Source organism: Rhizobium sp. A37_96 (assembly GCF_053521765.1).
In genome coordinates this window covers 196,393-213,220 of record NZ_JBNWDS010000011.1, presented here as the reverse complement: position 1 = coordinate 213,220, position 16,828 = coordinate 196,393, and the positions used below count along the sequence as shown (strand labels likewise).

The 16,828-nt window shown below is 62.3% G+C and carries 15 protein-coding genes; 4 read left to right on the top strand and 11 right to left on the bottom strand.

Features of this window, described 5'->3' with window-relative positions:
- Nucleotides 1–6 precede the first annotated feature (6 nt).
- Both ACQZ6J_RS24100 and ACQZ6J_RS24095 read left to right on the top strand, forming a co-directional pair.
- Nucleotides 7–864 carry a sugar phosphate isomerase/epimerase family protein gene (locus ACQZ6J_RS24100; protein ID WP_449085914.1) on the top strand — a complete coding sequence of 286 codons (858 nt, stop codon included), beginning with the start codon at nt 7–9 and terminating at the stop codon, nt 862–864.
- 10 nt (nt 865–874) lie between these two features.
- Nucleotides 875–1,681, top strand: a complete 807-nt coding sequence (locus tag ACQZ6J_RS24095; protein ID WP_163988929.1) for an SDR family NAD(P)-dependent oxidoreductase — start codon at nt 875–877, stop codon at nt 1,679–1,681.
- Between the two features lie 4 nt (nt 1,682–1,685).
- Here the strand turns inward: ACQZ6J_RS24095 and ACQZ6J_RS24090 are convergent, their stop codons facing one another.
- From ACQZ6J_RS24090 to ACQZ6J_RS24075, 4 genes are all read right to left on the bottom strand, one after another.
- A complete protein-coding gene (locus ACQZ6J_RS24090) occupies nt 1,686–3,386 on the bottom strand; it encodes an extracellular solute-binding protein (protein ID WP_163988931.1) in 1,701 nt (566 codons plus the stop codon).
- Between the two features lie 115 nt (nt 3,387–3,501).
- On the bottom strand, nt 3,502–3,789 hold the full coding sequence (locus ACQZ6J_RS24085; protein ID WP_163988934.1) for a YciI family protein: 288 nt from the start codon (nt 3,787–3,789) through the stop codon (nt 3,502–3,504).
- A 219-nt stretch (nt 3,790–4,008) separates the two neighbouring features.
- On the bottom strand, nt 4,009–4,530 hold the full coding sequence (locus ACQZ6J_RS24080; protein ID WP_449085913.1) for a hypothetical protein: 522 nt from the start codon (nt 4,528–4,530) through the stop codon (nt 4,009–4,011).
- Between the two features lie 44 nt (nt 4,531–4,574).
- Nucleotides 4,575–5,381: an alpha/beta fold hydrolase gene (locus ACQZ6J_RS24075; RefSeq protein ID WP_449085912.1), complete on the bottom strand. Its 807-nt coding sequence runs from the start codon at nt 5,379–5,381 to the stop codon at nt 4,575–4,577.
- Between the two features lie 136 nt (nt 5,382–5,517).
- Here ACQZ6J_RS24075 and ACQZ6J_RS24070 point away from each other — a divergent pair, with 136 nt between their 5' ends.
- Nucleotides 5,518–6,435, top strand: a complete 918-nt coding sequence (locus ACQZ6J_RS24070; RefSeq protein ID WP_449085911.1) for a LysR family transcriptional regulator — start codon at nt 5,518–5,520, stop codon at nt 6,433–6,435.
- A gap of 191 nt (nt 6,436–6,626) precedes the next feature.
- On the opposite strand, the gene ACQZ6J_RS24065 is transcribed toward ACQZ6J_RS24070, so the two are convergent.
- Entirely contained in the window at nt 6,627–7,796 is a 1,170-nt protein-coding gene (locus ACQZ6J_RS24065) for an FAD-dependent oxidoreductase (RefSeq protein ID WP_449085910.1), read from the bottom strand.
- Nucleotides 7,789–8,544, bottom strand: a complete 756-nt coding sequence (locus ACQZ6J_RS24060) for an SDR family NAD(P)-dependent oxidoreductase (protein WP_449085909.1) — start codon at nt 8,542–8,544, stop codon at nt 7,789–7,791. Before ACQZ6J_RS24060 ends, ACQZ6J_RS24065 begins: the two co-directional genes overlap by 8 nt.
- Before the next feature lie 60 nt (nt 8,545–8,604).
- On the opposite strand from ACQZ6J_RS24060, the gene ACQZ6J_RS24055 reads away from it, so the two are divergent.
- Nucleotides 8,605–9,201, top strand: coding sequence for a TetR/AcrR family transcriptional regulator (locus tag ACQZ6J_RS24055; protein WP_449085908.1), 597 nt, complete (start codon nt 8,605–8,607; stop codon nt 9,199–9,201).
- 82 nt (nt 9,202–9,283) lie between these two features.
- Here ACQZ6J_RS24055 and ACQZ6J_RS24050 read toward each other — a convergent pair whose 3' ends face one another.
- The 5 genes from ACQZ6J_RS24050 to ACQZ6J_RS24030 form a co-directional block, all read right to left on the bottom strand.
- Nucleotides 9,284–10,036 (bottom strand): YoaK family protein, encoded by a 753-nt coding sequence (locus ACQZ6J_RS24050; protein ID WP_449085907.1) that lies wholly within the window; start codon nt 10,034–10,036, stop codon nt 9,284–9,286.
- Between the two features lie 294 nt (nt 10,037–10,330).
- Complete coding sequence (locus ACQZ6J_RS24045; RefSeq protein WP_449085906.1) at nt 10,331–11,155, bottom strand: family 1 encapsulin nanocompartment shell protein; 825 nt, start codon at nt 11,153–11,155, stop codon at nt 10,331–10,333.
- Nucleotides 11,148–12,260 carry a Dyp-type peroxidase gene (locus ACQZ6J_RS24040; RefSeq protein ID WP_449085905.1) on the bottom strand — a complete coding sequence of 371 codons (1,113 nt, stop codon included), beginning with the start codon at nt 12,258–12,260 and terminating at the stop codon, nt 11,148–11,150. Before ACQZ6J_RS24040 ends, ACQZ6J_RS24045 begins: the two co-directional genes overlap by 8 nt.
- A 164-nt stretch (nt 12,261–12,424) precedes the next feature.
- Nucleotides 12,425–15,580 (bottom strand): efflux RND transporter permease subunit, encoded by a 3,156-nt coding sequence (locus ACQZ6J_RS24035; RefSeq protein WP_449085904.1) that lies wholly within the window; start codon nt 15,578–15,580, stop codon nt 12,425–12,427.
- A gap of 4 nt (nt 15,581–15,584) precedes the next feature.
- On the bottom strand, nt 15,585–16,748 hold the full coding sequence (locus ACQZ6J_RS24030; protein WP_449085903.1) for an efflux RND transporter periplasmic adaptor subunit: 1,164 nt from the start codon (nt 16,746–16,748) through the stop codon (nt 15,585–15,587).
- Nucleotides 16,749–16,828 lie beyond the last annotated feature (80 nt).

The window sequence follows — 16,828 nt, the reverse complement described above, 5'->3', positions numbered from 1 at the left end:
AAGATCATGAGCAAGCCAATTGAACTCGTCGCCGCCTACTGGACCATTTCGGGCGACGTCTATCCCTTCGCCGAAAACGAAATCAGCCCCTTTTCCTTTGCCGAGCGCGTGGAGGCGGCGGCGAAGGCCGGCTACAAGGGCGTCGGTCTCATCCATGCCGATCTTCAGGCCACGAAGGAGAAGATCGGCTTGAAGGAGATGCGCCGCATCCTCGACGCCAACGCCATGCCGCATGTCGAGCTGGAATTCATCACGCACTGGTTTGCCTCGGGCGAGTTACGCATTGCTTCGGACAAGGTCCGTCGGGAACTTTTCGACGCGGCGGAAGTGCTCGGTGCGCGCGACGTGAAGATCGCGCCGGAATTCGAAGCCGACACAATCGACCTGCCGCATGTGACCGACAGTTTTGCCGCGATCTGCAGGGAAGCCGCAGGCCACGGGACGAAGATCGCGCTCGAGGTCATGCCTTTTTCCAACGTGCGGACGCTGGAGACGGCGCGTGCCATCGTCGAAGGGGCGGCCCAGCCGAATGGCGGGCTGCTGCTCGATATCTGGCATATCGCCCGGGCGGGCATTCCCTACGAAGCCGTTGCCGGCATTCCGAAGCAGTATGTCGTCTCGGTGGAGCTCGACGATGCCGATGCAACGGTCGTCGGCACGCTATGGGAAGACACGATCTATCAACGCCGGCTCTGCGGCGAGGGCGTGCTCAATCCGCCTGCCTTCATCGATGCCATCCGCAGGACCGGTTTCGACAGCTTCTACTCGGTGGAAGTGATCTCGAAAAAACATCGCGTTCTGCCGCTCGAAGAGGCGGCACGTCGCTCGTTCGAAACCACGATGGCGCAATTTGCCGCAAAATAGGGAGGATCTCATGGAAACCAATCTCAAAGGGAAGGCGGTCTTGATTACCGGCGCGGCCAAGGGCATCGGCCGCGAGACGGCCGTCGCCTTCGGTCGCGAAGGAAGCCGGGTCGCGCTCTTCGATATCGATGAGACCGGACTTGCCGAGGCGGCGGCAGCCGTCGATGCGGCCGGCGGCAAAGCAACGACCATCAAGGCGGATCTCTCCTCCGCCAGCGATATCGAGGAGAAGATGGCAGCGGCGATCGCCCATTTCGGCGGCGTGGTCGATGTGCTCGTCAACAATGTCGGCGCCGGAGCGGTGCGGACCTTCGACCAGCTGACCGATGCGGACTGGGACAAGACCTTCTCGCTCAATTTCATGAGCTACGTGCGCACGACCCGCGCCGTCCTGCCGGTCATGCGCAAGCAGGGTCATGGCGCGATCATCAACAATGGCTCGGATCTGGCGCGGCAGCCGGAAGGCGTGCCGATCGACTACTCGGCATCGAAGGCGGCCGTGCTGGCGCTGACCAAGGGGCTTGCCCGCACGGAAGGCGCCAACAACATCCGCATCAACGCCGTTGCGCCGGGGCCGATCTGGACACCGTTCTGGACGCAGCCCGGCGGCTTTGCCGAAACCATGGGCAAGTTCCACAACATGGAACCGCAGAAGGCCGTCGAGCACGAAATGTCCTTGCGCCAGCTGCCGCTCGGACGTCTCGGAAAGCCCGAGGAAGTGGCCAATGTCATCGTGTTCCTCGCCTCCGACCTCGCCTCCTTCGTCACGTCTTCCGTCTGGGGCGTCGATGGCGGCTCGATCCGGGCGATTGCCTGACGGGTCAAGCGTCGAAGCTTTTGCGATCGATGATCCGGTCGAGGCGGTCCTGAGCATGCTTCAGGGCCGCCCGGTCGGATTTCCTGCCTGAAAGCGCGTCGTGGATTTCCTCGCCGATGATGCGTTCCATGTCCGTATAGAAGGGGACCGGCGGGCGTTGCCAGTTGCGCAGGAGGTTGCGATTGCCGAGGCTGCCGACGAAGCGCACGAGCTGCGACCTTCCAATCGCCTCCGGATCCGAACTGACCGAGAAGCGCGGCGCGACCGGAAAGCCGTTCTTCACATGCTCCTTCATCGCCTCGCGAGAGGCCATCCAGGCAAGGGCTTCGGTTGCCAACGGCAGCCGCTTCGGGTCGATGTTCGACGGGATGCACAGCAGAAAGCCGCCAATGGGCGATGTGTTGGTGCCGCCCGGCCCGGATGGCTGCGGCACATAGGCGACGCGCCGCTTCACGGCGGAACGCACTTCCGCCTCGAACTGCGCCGCGCGCATCGTCCAGACGTAAGCCATGGCACTCTGCCCTCTGAGGAAGATGGCGCAGGCATCGTCCCAATCCGCCTCGAGGACGCCAGGCTGCGCGATTTCGACCAGGCGGTGCATGTAATCCAGGACCAGCAGGCCCGCCTCGCTGTCGATTTGCGGCCGCATGTGCTGCGCGTCCAGGTTTTCGGTCGAGTAGCCGGTCGGCGTGCGCCGGATCGAGAGCACCGACTGGCCGCAGCAGCCGAGAAAGAACATGAAGCTGGAGGCAAGCGGCATATGCGCCGCGTTCCACGCGATGCCATATCGATCCGCGCCCGGATTGTGAAACGAGCGGCCCGCCTGGATGACGTCGTCGAAGGTGCGCGGCAGCGCGAAACCGGTTCTTTCGAAAAGATCGGAGCGACACGCCAGCACTTCGATCGTACAGTAGATCGGCACGCCGTATTCCACGCGTTGCCAGGTTGTCGTCGACCAGATCGACGGATGAAAATCCATGGCGTTGATACCGGATTCGCGGATCATCTCGCCGATGGGAAGAATGAGCCCCTTGCTCGCAAACTCCCCCAGCCACGGCATGTCGATCGCGATGATGTCATAAGCCGAAACCGCGCGGGCGCCATTGGCGAGACCTTCCCGGTAGAGATCGTTCTGGTGGACCAGCTTGAAGCTCTTGGCCGTTGCCAGATTGTTGCGGAAGTCCGACCACATGTTGCGCATGGCGGCGAAATAATTGTCGTCGTTCAGCAGGAACTGGAGCTCGACGCCTTTGGTGATCCTGTTGGTGAGCAGATTGATCGGCGGGATGACGGGATTGCCGCGCCGAGGCGCGCCGAAATAATAGTCCGCCTCGTGCTCCTCGACGTGGCGGCCGCCTAGAATTTCCGCGATCAAAGCCTTTGTCTGCGCCGCATAGTTTACCGCCAGACCGGAAAGGCGGGCCGTCGGATGCAATGTTGCCCGCTTTGCCGTTTCAGAGGGCGATCGCCGCTCGATCAGCCCATCTTCGATCATGCTCTGGATCCGCCGGATGGCTGTGCCCCGCGGCAGATTGGAGACAAGCGCGAGCTTGCTGATCGTCACGGGATAGCCTTCGAGCTCGGACGTCATCAGATAGTGAACGATCCGCCAGGACGCCTCGTCCTCGATGCCGGCGACGTCGAGGAACGGCTTGCGCAGTCGATCCACGAACTCAAAAACACGCAGAAATTCGTGGTCGTTCATCCGGCTGTCCTCCTGAACTCATCCGGAAGGTACAACAGGTTGGACGGTTGACTCCAGCCATAGTCCAAATTGGACCGATCCAGGATCTATTCGCGGCAAGAACGGCTTCCGCCGCTCAGCCGCGATTATCGACCCGCATCAGGAAGGGATTGATGCTGACGCTTTGCCAGACATTGGCCGCGTTGAACGGGTCGCCGGCATTGAAGGCTTTCACGTCCTCAATGGTGTCCGCGGAGAATACAAAGAGCGAGCCGATCATCGTTTCGCCATCGGCGGCCACCAGCGGCCCGGAGATGATTGTCTTGACGGCGCCCGTTGCCAGATAGGCTTTGTGTGCATCGTAGTTGGCAAGGCGGCGTGGCAGCCCATCGGCGTGGTCGAGGCAGTGAACGGCAAAAAGCATGATGATCCTCCCGGTATATTTTTGTTCGGCGAACACGCCGGCATAATTTGCGTATGGGCGGCCGAGAGAATAATCGCGGAAGCATGGAGGGGAAAGCCGGAATGGTCCAATCTGGACCTCCGGCGGTGAGTGCGGGAACGATGACCGGTTTCGCTGGCCGGGAAGTCGGGCGCAGACGATGTCAATGTGGAGTCTCCGCCAGCTACAGTTTTTGGGTTACTATCCACGGTGCGCCATACGCTCGATGCTTTTGGCGAACAGAGGTGTCTCCTCGGCGTTGTGGATTTCCAGGTCCTTCGCCATGGCGGCTTTTGCCTGCTCGATATCAATCTTGTGTTCCGCGAGAAATGCGTGGAATTCCGGCGTCGCATGCACGGCAACACGGTTGAGGAACTCGCAGCGCCCGTTTTCGACGCCGGTCGCCTTCAATTCCCATGTGATGCGCAACGTCGTGCGACCGCCTTGCGCGGTCAGGACGTCACTGGTTGAGACGACACGGCAATGATCCTTTTCGGATAGGTCCTCATGATAGTGGGAGATGATCAGGTTGCCGACCTGTTCGACGTTGATCGAGACACGTTTGCCCTCCGGATCCATGCTCGCACCCGCCGCGATATGCGCCTTGGCGCATCGTTGATATTCATCGTCGGCGAGCGTGAAAAGCCATGTGGTAAGGTCCAGAGCCTCGATCGGTGCATCGATCGTGGCCTTGTATTCGGATTCGGCGAGAAGTTCGGTCATTGCAGATGTTCCTGTGGGCTAAATGGGAATTTCAGGGGTGATTGTTATGTGGCCGCGCCGGAGCGCGCCGGCATTGGCAATTCATCAGCGAATTCGCCGATGATCCCGGCAAGTTCTGAGGGTGACTCCAGCATCGACAGATGCCCGGTCGCCGGCAGCACCCGCAAAATGGCGTGCGGAATACGCGAAAGCAGCTCCGCCTTCAGCAAATCGACGCTATCGACACGATCCGCCTCGCCGGCGATGACGAGCGTGGGGACGGTGATGGCGGCGACTTCGCTTGTGATATCTTCCAGACTTGTCGAGGTCGGCCAGGCGGCTTTTGCCTGCGGTGCGCCTCGCAGGCTGTCTGCGACGACCTGTTCTCGGTCGGCGGCACTGAGCGGTCTTGCCGTCAGCACGTTATCGATCGTCATCTCGATCGCTTCGCGGCTGGAATAGGCGTTCGCCATCATCTCCCGCGCCTCTGCCGGCATGCGCATGGGCTGAGGTGGCGAAGGCGCGACCAGAACGAGGCCGGCGAGTCCTGGCGGCTGGCGCGAGGCCATCAGCTGGGCGACCTTGCCGCCCATCGAGTGGCCGACGAGCACATAGTGCCGCCGGTGCAGCGCATCGATGACGCCCTGCGCATCGGCTGCGAGATCAGCCAGGCCATAACCGCTTGGAGGCGCCTCGGACCGGCCCCAACCGCGATGGTCGATGGCCACGGTTGGATGGGTCTTGGACAGGATCGCCGTGACGTGATGCCAGGTGCGCGAGGAACCGCCCCAATAATGCAGAAAGACAAGCGGAAGATCGCCGCTGCCCTGCTCTTCGACATGGATTCGAATTCCGTTTGATGCGATTTTCATGAGTGTCCACATGCTCCCCAAGGATGATGTTGCGTTCAATCAGGTTCGAAGGGGAAATTAGAGTATCGACTGTGGATTGATAATCACCGCTCCCGTATCATCAGTTGATACTCAGGTTATCAAGCGGGATGCGATGATGGATCGATTGACAAGCATGGCGGTGTTCGTTGCGGCCGCGGAAGAAGGCAGCCTCAGTGGCGCCGCACGGCGTTTCGGCTTGTCGGTTTCGATGGCCGGAAAGCATGTCTCCGCGATCGAGGCGGACCTGAACATCCGCCTGATGCAACGCACGACGCGCAAGCTGAAACTGACCGATGTGGGGCAGGCGTATTATGCGCGCTGCAAGCGCATCCTTGAGGAATATGAAGATGCCAACAGAGAAGCAGGCGACGCGCAACAGTCGATCCGCGGTGTCCTGCGTGTCGCTGCGCCATTGACCTTCGGCGCCATGCACCTTGGCGGTGTGGTGGCCAGCTATCTCGCGCTGCACCCCGGCGTTGCCCTGGAGGTCGTGCTCAACGATCGATACGTCGATCTTCTGGCCGAGGGTGTCGACGTGGCGATCCGGATCGGACGCTTGCTCGACTCCGACCTCGTGGCCCAGCGCCTTGCTCCTTGCCGCATGGTGATCTGCGCTTCCCCCCGATTTCTGGAGCGGCATGGGGCTCTGAACAGCGTGGAGAAGCTGCGCCAAGCTCCCCGATTGGCTTTCAGCGAAGCGGTTTCATCGGGAGATTGGACGCTGACGGACCCGGACGGACAAGCGCATGTGATAGACGGGCCGGTCGTGATGGCCGCGAACAACACGCAGATGCTGCTTGCCGCTGCGCTTGCCGGCGCGGGCGTGGCGTACGGCCCCAGTTTTGTCTTCGGCCAGTCGATTGCCGCCGGCGAACTGATTGCGCTCTTGCCTCACCACAAGACGTCCGATCTCACCATACAGGCCGTCTATCCGACGAAGCGGCATGTCTCGCGGAAACTGCGCAGCTTCGTCGATCATCTGGTTTTGAGTTTTGGTGGCACGCCGCCTTGGGATCCATCGCCGACCGGGTGATTTTCGATCCCTCTCACCATTGTTGAAACCGCATGGGACAGCTTATTGGGGCCGGGCGCTGTCCCGCGAGATCCTGGGCAGGCTGAACCGGGTGACTTCATCCAGGATCGGAGCGATATAGGTGAAGACGGTAAAGAGGCCGGCAAATCCCTAAGCCGTCACGGCGCTGGCCAACCCGGACCGGCTTATGGTCAATCCATGTGCCGCCGGATCAAAGCCAGGATCGGTTCCGGCGCATCTTCTGCAATCAGCCGGTCCTGCGCTTCCAGCGTTTCTTGGATCGCCATCTCCATGCGCTTGAGCATCGAGGTTTCATAATCGGCAATCGCGGTATCGACGTCTGCCAATCCGGGAGCGGTCAGCCGCTCGGCGAGCTCGACGGCATCGAGCATCGCAAGATTGGCGCCTCGTCCTGTGAACGGTGGCATGATGTGCGCCGCATCTCCGAGAAGGGTGACGCCGGCCACGTTTCGCCATGTCTGGCGCGGAGCGATATGGTAGAGCGGCCAGGGCTGGAAGATCGGATCGGAATGGCGGAGCAGCGCCAGGATGGTTTCCGCCCATCCATCGAAAGGCCGAAGCAGATCGGCGCGAACCGCTTCGCTGTCGGTCCAGCCATAGGGGCGGTTCCGCGCCCAGTGCTCCGGCAACCGAAGCGCGACATAGACGCGGATGTCGCCGTTGCCGTTGCGCTGCGCCATCAAGCCTCTGTTCTCTCCAAGAGCCATGATGTTGCCGTGTCCGACCAGCGCGGCTAGTTCGGGATGGCGCATCTGCGCTTCCTCGATCCAGGTCTGAACGAATGTAACGCCGCTATAGATGGGTTGCAGATCGGAGCGCAGCGAACGAATTTTCGACCAGCCGCCGTCGCAACCGAAGAGCAGGTCTGCCTCCGCGCTGTCGCCCTTGGCGAGAAGCAGCCGCCACCGTCCGTTCTCGCTGCGCTCGACGGCGTGGAGCTCCCGATCCCAGAGGACCGTTCCCGGCACCAGTGAATCGAGCAGGAGATCCCGCAGGTCACGTCGGTCGATCTCGGGGCGGCTCTGCTCCTCGTCCCGGTCCGTGAACTCGGCACGCAGCGCGCCGTGCCTGTCGTAGATGGCCGTGCGCTGTCCTTCCGGCCGGGCGATGGCTTTGAAACGATCCCATAAGCCCGCACGGGCCAGAGCGAACTGGCCGGAATCCTCGTGCATGTCCAGGGATCCGCCCTGGCCGCGCACGTCGCGCGATGCGTCGCGTTCATAGACCGATACGCGTGCGCCTTGCATCTGGAGCAGACGAGCCAGTGTGAGTCCGGCCGGGCCGCCTCCGACAATGGCAATAGACTTGTCTTGCAGGACCGGTGCTGTCGTCTCAGACATGGGCCATCCCTCCGTCAACGGTGATTTCGGCGCCTGTGGTGAAGCTCGACGATGGTGAAAGAAGAAAGGCGATCGCGTCGGCAACTTCCTCGGGCTCGCCCCAGCGCCTCATCGGGATCATCGCTTCGACATGGCTGCGAATCTCCGGATTGCCGGTTGCAGCCCCGGTCAGCGGAGTATCGATCGGGCCAGGAGAAACCACGTTGACCCGTATCCGTCTCGCCATGATATCCGGGGAGGTGCCGAGCGTGCGGGCAAAAGCGCGAATGAAACCCTTGCTGCCGGCATTGAGCGCGTCACCCGGCTGACCCTTGCGCCCCGCAACGGAGCCGACGAAAACCACCGATGCGCCGTCGGACAGAAGCGGCAAGGCGTGAACGAAGGCAAAAACAGCGCCCCGGACATTGACGTTCATCAGCCTGTCGTAGGCGATGGCATCAAGATGATCGATATCGGGCGCGTTTGAAACGCCGGCATTGACGACGAGCCCGTCGATACGACCGTGACGGGCGGCGATCCTCCCCATGACGGAAACAATGTTAGCCGGTTCGCCGACTTCCATACACACAGATTCGCCGCGGCTCCCGAGGTCATGGCTTACTTCGGCGAGGCGCCCTGGGTCGCGGCCGCTGGCGATGACATATGCACCGGACTTGGCGAGGCGGAGCGCCGTTGCACGGCCTATGCCGCTGGTCGCTCCGATCACGACGATCGTTCGGTTGGAAAGGCTTGGAAAAGTATCTGGCATGGCGGCTCGGCCTTTGATATCAACACTCGTTGATTATCGAAATAGCCTAGGGAATATTGAATGTCAACGACTGTTGATAATGGTGGCCGCAGAGTTCGCCTTTCAGCCACGGAAAGCCGCGCGCGCATTCTCGCGGCGGCTCGGCTCGCCTTCACGCGTGCGGGTTATGACACGGTCGGCGTGCGCGAGATCGCGGCGGCGGCGGGTGTCGATCCGGCGATGGTTCCGAGGCTGTTCGGATCGAAGGAGGCTTTGTTCACGATCATCGCGAATGAAGCGTTTGAGTTGGAGCCGGCCTTCGACGGCCCCCTGGATGGTTTGGGCGAACGGGTAGCCGGCTATCTCGTTCAACCGCTCGCCGTGACGGAGCCGAACGAATTCGACGAGTTCGTATTTCTTTTGCGGTCGGTCGGCAGTCCGGCTGCGGCACCCATCCTGTCGGCGGCGCTGCATGCGGGGTTCATCGAACCCCTTGCAGGGCGCTTCACCGGCCAGCAAGCGCAGGCGAGGGCGGCTCTTGTAACGTCCTATATCCTGGGTTTCGCGGTTCTGAGGGTTGGACTCGGTTCAGCCGCAGTCGAGAATGCTGACCGGAAGATGCTTGCCCGACTGCTTGGCGAGGCTATCCAGGTGTGTCTGGTGGGGCCGGAAAGCTGACCAATACGGCAACGTAGAAACAGTTCAACTTCGCGTTTTTAGATAAACCCGCGAACCTAAATCCTGTGAATTCGCCGGAGTTTTACGGCTCCAATCCCGATGGAAGCTCGCCTCGACGGCCCGGTGTCCGTTTCGCGCGGCGAATGGCGTCGAGCGCTATCATGGTCAGGAGGCTTGCGGCGAGAATGAGGAGGTAGCCGCCGACGGCGCGATAGATGACCACGCCGAGAATCCCACCCGCCAGGAACGAGGTGATCGTGTAGAGATGCAGCCGGAGCTTGGTTTGATTGTGCCTGGCGTCTATCGCAGGCTCGCGTCCCAGCAGGATGTCGAAGGCGGTCCCAAGTTCGATGCCGAGGTCGGTGGCCATGCCGGAGACGTGGGTGGTGCGCACGCGCGCGTCGGAAATTCGGGTGACGACGGCATTCTGCACCCCCATCAGGAAGGCAAGCCCCAGGATGAGGACCGGCACGCGCCAGGCGGAGAGTAGCCAAAGATCCGCGCAGCCGAGTATGGCCAGCAGCGCCGCTTCGGTGAGGATGCTGTAGGCATAGATGGCATACACATTGCGGCGGCGGCCTTCATTGACGATCAGCGTCGATACCGCTGCGCCCAAAACGAAGGCGACGACGATGCCGCCGTAGAACAGAGCAGAAAGCCATTGGCCGACGGCAAGGTGATCGGAGAGCGTCGATACGTTGCCGGTCATATTGGCGGAGAAGAAGCCGACGGCATAGAATGCCGAGGCGTTGAGCGCTCCGGCGATCGCAGCGAGCGAAGCCGCCAGGTTGCGATCGATCTTTTCGTTACGATGAGAGCCTTGTCTTACGAGCATTTGTCCGAACTATTGATGCGACAGTATCAGGATCGCCTGGAGGAGGGGCGGCCCTCACACTTCTTTTCAAGCGGTTCAACGACCGGGGAGCTGATCTGCCCCACGCTTTGAGGCAGGCCAATGGTCCCGAATTGCGGCCGACGACGGCGTAGGCGCTCTCGGGCATCGATCTCTCCCTGGTCGATGATGCGGTTCATCCTTACTCCCTGGTGCGGCGTCCTCACAAGCCAAAGATCTCAACCTTGATCCTGCGAACCAGGCAATATTCGTGCGAAGGGAAGATCCCGGCTGGCTTCACTCGCCGGGATGCGCATCGTTTTCGCGCGCCGTGAGCGCGACGGCAGCTTCCGTCGTCAGCAGCCGGAAGGTGAAGCTCTCTTGCAGGTACAGCTCGACGACCTTGTCCGTATGATGGAGGTAGCCGATGGACAGGTCCTGCCCGAGGTTCAGTTCGAAGTCTCCACCTCGCGCGGTAAGCACAAGCCCGCCGTCGATGCCGGGAGCCCAGACGATCTCGCCCTCCACGAGGTGCCGGATGTGTTGCAGTACGGGGTAGCCCTCTTCGCTGCCGCCGCTGATCGCCGTGAACGGGTCGTCACCCAGAACGAGCCGGTAAGGCCCTTCCACGCCGGCGAGCCGCAATCGGTCGACAGCCTGGGCCACGACGGCAGGATAGTCCGTGGGCGCCGACGGCAGAGCCACCGGGTCGTTGCTGGCGCCTGAACGGATGCCGCCGATCCCGGCGGCGGCGTAGCCGTCGAAGACAGCGCGATTTTCGGCATAGGCGATCTTGCGCGCAGCTTCCTTCAGCGGCGACCAGTCGGAATCTTCGGAGCCGCGCTCGACGTCGTCGATCGCCTGGCGGGTCAGCGTGAACGGAACGCGGAGTTCAACGATGGCATTGGCGACGCGCCGCACTGCTTGGACGCCCTCGGACGGCGACTCGATCGGCTGCGTATGGCCTGTGCCGACGGCGGCCAGAGTGAGGCCTTTCGCTTCCGGCACGTCCACCACCCGGCGCGCGGCCAGATAGCGCTTGAGCGTGCGGGAGGCCTCTTGCTCGATTTGCTCCCAGGCCGCGTCGGAAATGGGGGCGAGTTCGCGATGGAGATTATTCATGTCCTACCTCGTCTTTCAGAGATCCAATGCGCAGGGAGCCGTTCGATGATGGCTTTGGCGCGGGTGGCGATTGGTTGGCGGCCGGCGGCTGATCGTCATCGGCGGCGATTCCGGCGGAAGGCTCCGGCGTTACCGCGTCCAGAAAGTCGGCCGACGGAACGAAATATAGCGAACCGGTCACGGCCTTGCTGACGTCGAGCAGCCGGTCGTAGTTGCCGGGCGGCTGGCCAACGAACATGTTGTCGAGCATGCGCTCGATCCGCGCGGGCGAGCGTGCATAGCCGATGAAATAGGTCCCGAACTCGCCCTTGCCGACATCGCCGAACGGCATGTTGTCGCGCAGGATCTGCAGCTGCTCGCCGTTCTCCTCGATGTTGGTGAGCACGTTGTGTGCGAAACTCGGCTTGGCCGCTTCGTCCAACTCGATGTCCGAGAGTTTCTCTCGCCCGACGATCTTCTCCTGCTGCTCGACCGGAATCGCATTCCACTTGCCGATGTCGTGCAAATATTTCTGAACGATCACATAGCTGCCGCCGGCGAAGGCAGGGTCTTCCGGTCCGATCAGCGTGGCGTCGATCGCAGCCTGTTCGACCGGGTTCTCTGTCCCATCAACAAAACCCAGCAAGTCGCGATCGTCGAAATATCTAAAGCCATGCACCTCGTCCGTCACCGAGGCCACGCCAGCGAGACGCTTCATGATCTGGGCCGCCAGTTCAAAACACAGGTCCATGCGCGCGGCGCGGATGTGGAACAGCAGGTCGCCTGGGGTAGACGGGGCATGGTGCACGCCGCGGATCTCGCGGAAGGGATGCAGCTCCTTGGGCCTCGGGGCTCCGAACAATCGGTCCCAGGCGTCGCGGCCGATCCCCATGATGCAGGAGAGGCCGCCATCCGCCGCCCGGAACCCGACGCCGCGGATCAATGAGGACAGATTGGCGCAGAGGCCCCGCACCGCAGGCCCCGGCTCCGCTCTGGCGTCGATAGTGACGACAAGAAAGATGGCAGCGCGGGTGAGCCGCGCATCGACGGCCTGGGAACGCGCCGGGACGTCTTGGGAGACTGTGGTGGGCAAGCTGAACTCCTTGGCGGCATGATCATCGACCATCAGTACAATATGGACAAGACATCAGCACTTAGCCCGAGTTCACGCAAGGCCATGGTCTCGATTCATGTCCACAAAAGCTCTACGTCAGCTTGTAGGATTTGGCGCCCGTGCCGGCAAGGACACCCGATCCGGAGCCTTGTGGCTTTGATCGGCAGGCCATCGCCTTAATGACCGCCTGAAGCGGCCTGATCGGTCGCTTCCGGTATTTTGGCAGGCGCCTGCTTGCGGCCTTCGCCGATCTTTCCGAACAGGACGTAGAGGCCGGGGATGATCAGGATGCCGACCAAGGTTGCGGCAAGCATTCCGCCGACGACAGTCACACCGATCGACACGCGGCTGGCTGCGCCCGCACCGCTCGCGACGACCAGCGGCAACGAACCGAGGATGAAGGCGATCGCCGTCATCAGCACGGCCCGGAACCGCATGTGCCCGCCTTCGATCGCCGCATCCACCACGCTCCGGCCGCCTTCGTGGGCCTCCTTCGAAAATTCGACGATCAGGATAGCGTTCTTCGCTGCAAGGCCGATCAGCAGAACGAGGCCGATCTGGGCATAGATGTTGAGGCCAAGCCCGATTGCCTCGATGCCGAGGATGGCGCCCAGCAGGGCTACCGTCACAGAAGTGATGACGGCGAACGGAATGGTCCAGCTCTCGTACTGGCCAACGAGGAAGAGGTAGCTGAACAGGATCGCCAAAGCAAAGACGATGATGGTCTCGTTGCCCGTCAGGGCCTCCTGGTAGGACAATCCGGACCATTCGAATGCGTATCCGGCCGGCAGCGTCTTTGCTGCAACTTCCGTCAGCGCCTGCATGGCCTGGCCCGACGAGACGCCTGCGGCCGGCTGGCCGTTGATCGTTGCGTTCGTGAACTGGTTGTAGCGGGAAAGCAGGGTCGGCTGCAGCGTGGTCGTGACGGATGCGAGCGCGCGGATCGGCACCATGGCGCCGGTGCTGCTGCGCACATAGAGGTTCAGAATGTCGTCGACCGTTCGGCGATACTGCTGGTCGGCCTCTATGTTGACCTGGTAGACCTGGCCCATAATATTGAAATTGTTGATGTAGCTCGAACCGAGTTGGGCCTGCAGCGCCGTGAAGATGGTCGAGACCGGCACCTTCAGCCGCTCGGCCTGTACGCGATCGATATTGAGGTAGAAGCCGGGCACCTCGGCGGAGAAGGTCGAATATGCCGAGCCTATGCCAGGATGTCCGTTGGCCGCGACGATGAACGAGCGCATGACCTGCGCAAGCTCTTCAGGCGATTGTCCGCCCAGCGCTTCGAGCCGGAAGTCGAAACCGTCGGCATTGCCGACGCCGGGAATGGCCGGCGGCGGGAAGGCGATGATATTGGCCGCATTGAAGCTCGCAAAAGACTGACTGAATTTGCCGAATATGCCGCGTAACGATGTCTGCGGCGTCGTCCGCTCGTCCCAAGGCTTCAACACCACCAGGACAAGGCCGCTATTGGGCTGCGATGCGCCGGTCAGCAGACTGAAACCGGACACTGTGACGACGTTTGCCACGCCTTCGGTCTGGCGCACCATCGCGCCGACCTTGTCGAGAACCGCCTGCGTCCGCGGAAGGGCGGCAGCGTCGGGCAGCTGGACGTTTAGGAACAGCACGCCCTGGTCCTCGTTGGGGATGAAGGCGGTGGGTGTGTGGGCGAACGTCCAGTAGGCCGCGCCGCCGATGACGACCACAAAAAGACCGGCAATGATCGAGCGGCGTGCAAAGAAGCCGATGATGCCGCTATAGCCGTTCCGGGCGCCGTCGAGCACCCGGTTGAACCAGCGAAAGGGACCACGCGCCGGACGTGGCTGCCGCAGAAAGGCGGCGCAGAGGGCGGGGCTCAATGTCAGGGCGTTGAGCGCCGAGATCGCCACCGCCGCGGTGATTGTCACGGCGAACTGCCGGTAGAGCTGGCCGGCTATACCCGGCAGGAAGGCAACCGGCAGGAAGACGGCGATCAGTACGAGGGTCGTCGAGACGATCGGCCCGGTCACCTGCCGCATGGCGGCAATCGTCGCTTCGGCTGGCGTGATGCCCGGTTTCTCCTCCATGATCCGCTGGACGTTTTCCACCACGACGATCGCATCGTCGACCACCAGCCCGATCGCGAGGATCAGCGCGAACATGGTGACCGTGTTGGCCGAATAACCGAGCGCCAGGAGGATCGCGAAGACGCCGATGAGCGAGACCGGGATGGTCAGGGCAGGGATCAGCGTTGCGCGCCAGTCCTGCAGGAAGACGAATACGACGACGAGCACGATGATGCCGGTCAGCAGAAGCGTGTAGATGATTTCATTCACGGTGGCGCGGACGAAATCGGTCGAATCGTAGATGACCTGCGACGAGACATCGCCCGGGAAGCGGTTTTGCAACGATTGGAGCTCGGCGCGCACGGCCTTGGCGACGGCCAGCGCATTCGAGCCCGGCGACTGGTAGATGGCGATTGTTGCCGCCGGGCTTCCGTTGAGCTGGCTGATCGACGTGTAGGACTGAGCGCCAAGCTCGATCCGCGCGATATCGCGGACGCGGACGATGGCGCCGTTTGTATTGGTTCGCACGATGATGTCGCCGAACTGGTCCGGGCTGTCGAGCAGGCCGAGGGCCGTGATCGAATATTGCAGGACCTGGTCGTTCGGGATCGGGGGTGCGCCGATCAGGCCGGCTGCCGCCTGGACATTCTGTTCCTGGATGGCGGCACTGACGTCGTCGGCGGTAATGCCGAGGGCGGCCATTCGCTGCGGGTCGAGCCAGATGCGCATGGAATAATCGAGCGGCCCCATCAGAGAGGCCGAGCCGACGCCCGAGACGCGCGATATCGGATTGACCACGTTGATCTTCGCGTAGTTCGACAGAAACAGCCCGTCGTGGCTTCCCTTCGGCGAGAACAGGTTGACGATCATCAGGAAGTTGGGCTGCGAGGCGCGGACATTGACGCCGAGCTTGGTCACGGCGGTCGGCAGCTGCGGCGTTGCCAGCGCGACCCGGTTCTGGACGTTGACCTGTGCGATATCCGGATTGGTTCCGATGTCGAAAGTGACGGTAAGCGTGTACTGCCCCGACGAACTGGTCGTGGACGACATGTAGATCATGCCCTCGACGCCGTTCACCTGTTGCTCGATCGGCGTCGCCACCGTATCGGCGACGGTCTTGGCATCGGCGCCTGGATAGCTCGCGGTCACCTGGATGGTGGGCGGCGTTATATTCGGATACTGCGCGACCGCGATGTTGAGCAGCGCAATGGCACCGGCAAGCGTGATCAGAACGGCGATGGCCATCGCCAGGCGCGGCCTGCGGACGAAGATCTCGGCGAACATCGGTTCAGTTTCCTACGGTTGCTGACGCGGGGCTGACGGTCATACCCGCCCTTATCTTCTGGATGCCGGAGACGATGATGGTCTCGCCGGCGGCAAGGCCGGATGGCGTTGCCCAGTCGGTGCCGACGCGCTGGCCGAGCGTCACGCGTCGGATGACGGCCCGATTTCCCTCGTCGAGCACGAAGACGAAGGCACCGTCCTGATCCTGCTGTACGGCGGCGGCCGGCACCACCGGAAATTGCCGTGGTTCGCCGGCCGCGACGGTCACCTGCACGTATTGGCCGGAAACAAGCTGCAGATGCGGATTGGGGAAATCGGCGAAGACGGCGATCGTCCCGGTGCTGGGATCAATCGTGTTGTCGATGAAGGCGATCTTGCCGGGCGATTGGTAGTCCGTACCGTCCGAAAGTTTCAGCTTCGGCTGGAATTCCGCCGCGCTGCCGCCAAAGCCCTGGTCGTTCGGTTTCACCATGTCGATGACCTTGAGGTAGTCCCGGTCGGCGATGGAGAAGGCGACGCGGATCGGGTCGCTCTGGACCACGGTCGCAAGCGTACCGCTCGACGAGGAGACGAGATTGCCGGCGGTTATCTGCAGCTTGCCGACCCGTCCGGAGATCGGGCTGACCACTTGCGTATAGCCGAGGTTAAGTTGCGCCGTCTTTACCTGGGCGTCTGCCTGCGCGATCGCGGCCTTGGCCTGCTCGACCTGAGCGGCGGCGCTGTCGCGCGTCGCGGTCGCATCGTCGACCGCGGATTGCGCTACGGCATGCTGCGTCAGCAGCTCCGTCTGCCTTTTCAGGTTTATGTCGGCATGGTTCAGATTGACTTGCGAGTTCGTCTCGTTGGCCTTTGCGCTTTGGAGCTGGGCCTGTGCGCTGGCGAGCGCCGCCTCATAGGGCGCCTTCTCGATCTCCAGGACCGTGCTGCCCGCCTTGATGAAGCTGCCCTCGGCGAAGTTGACGGATTCGAGCACGCCTTCGACACGAGCGACGAGGTTGACCTGCTGGATCGGTACGACCGTGCCCACATACTGGCCTTGCTGCTCGACGGGCGCAAGCTTGACGGGAGCAGTCCCGACCGTTGGCGGAGCGCCGCCGGGAGGGGTCTGTGCTCTCGCGCTATCGTGGGCGGCACCTGCGAGAAGCAGCGCCAGGGTCAGCGACAACATCGCAAAGTCCCTGCTAAGCCTACCCAACATCATCGAAGGAGATGCACCCGGTATAGGCCCAAGCCTCGCCTTCGGACCGT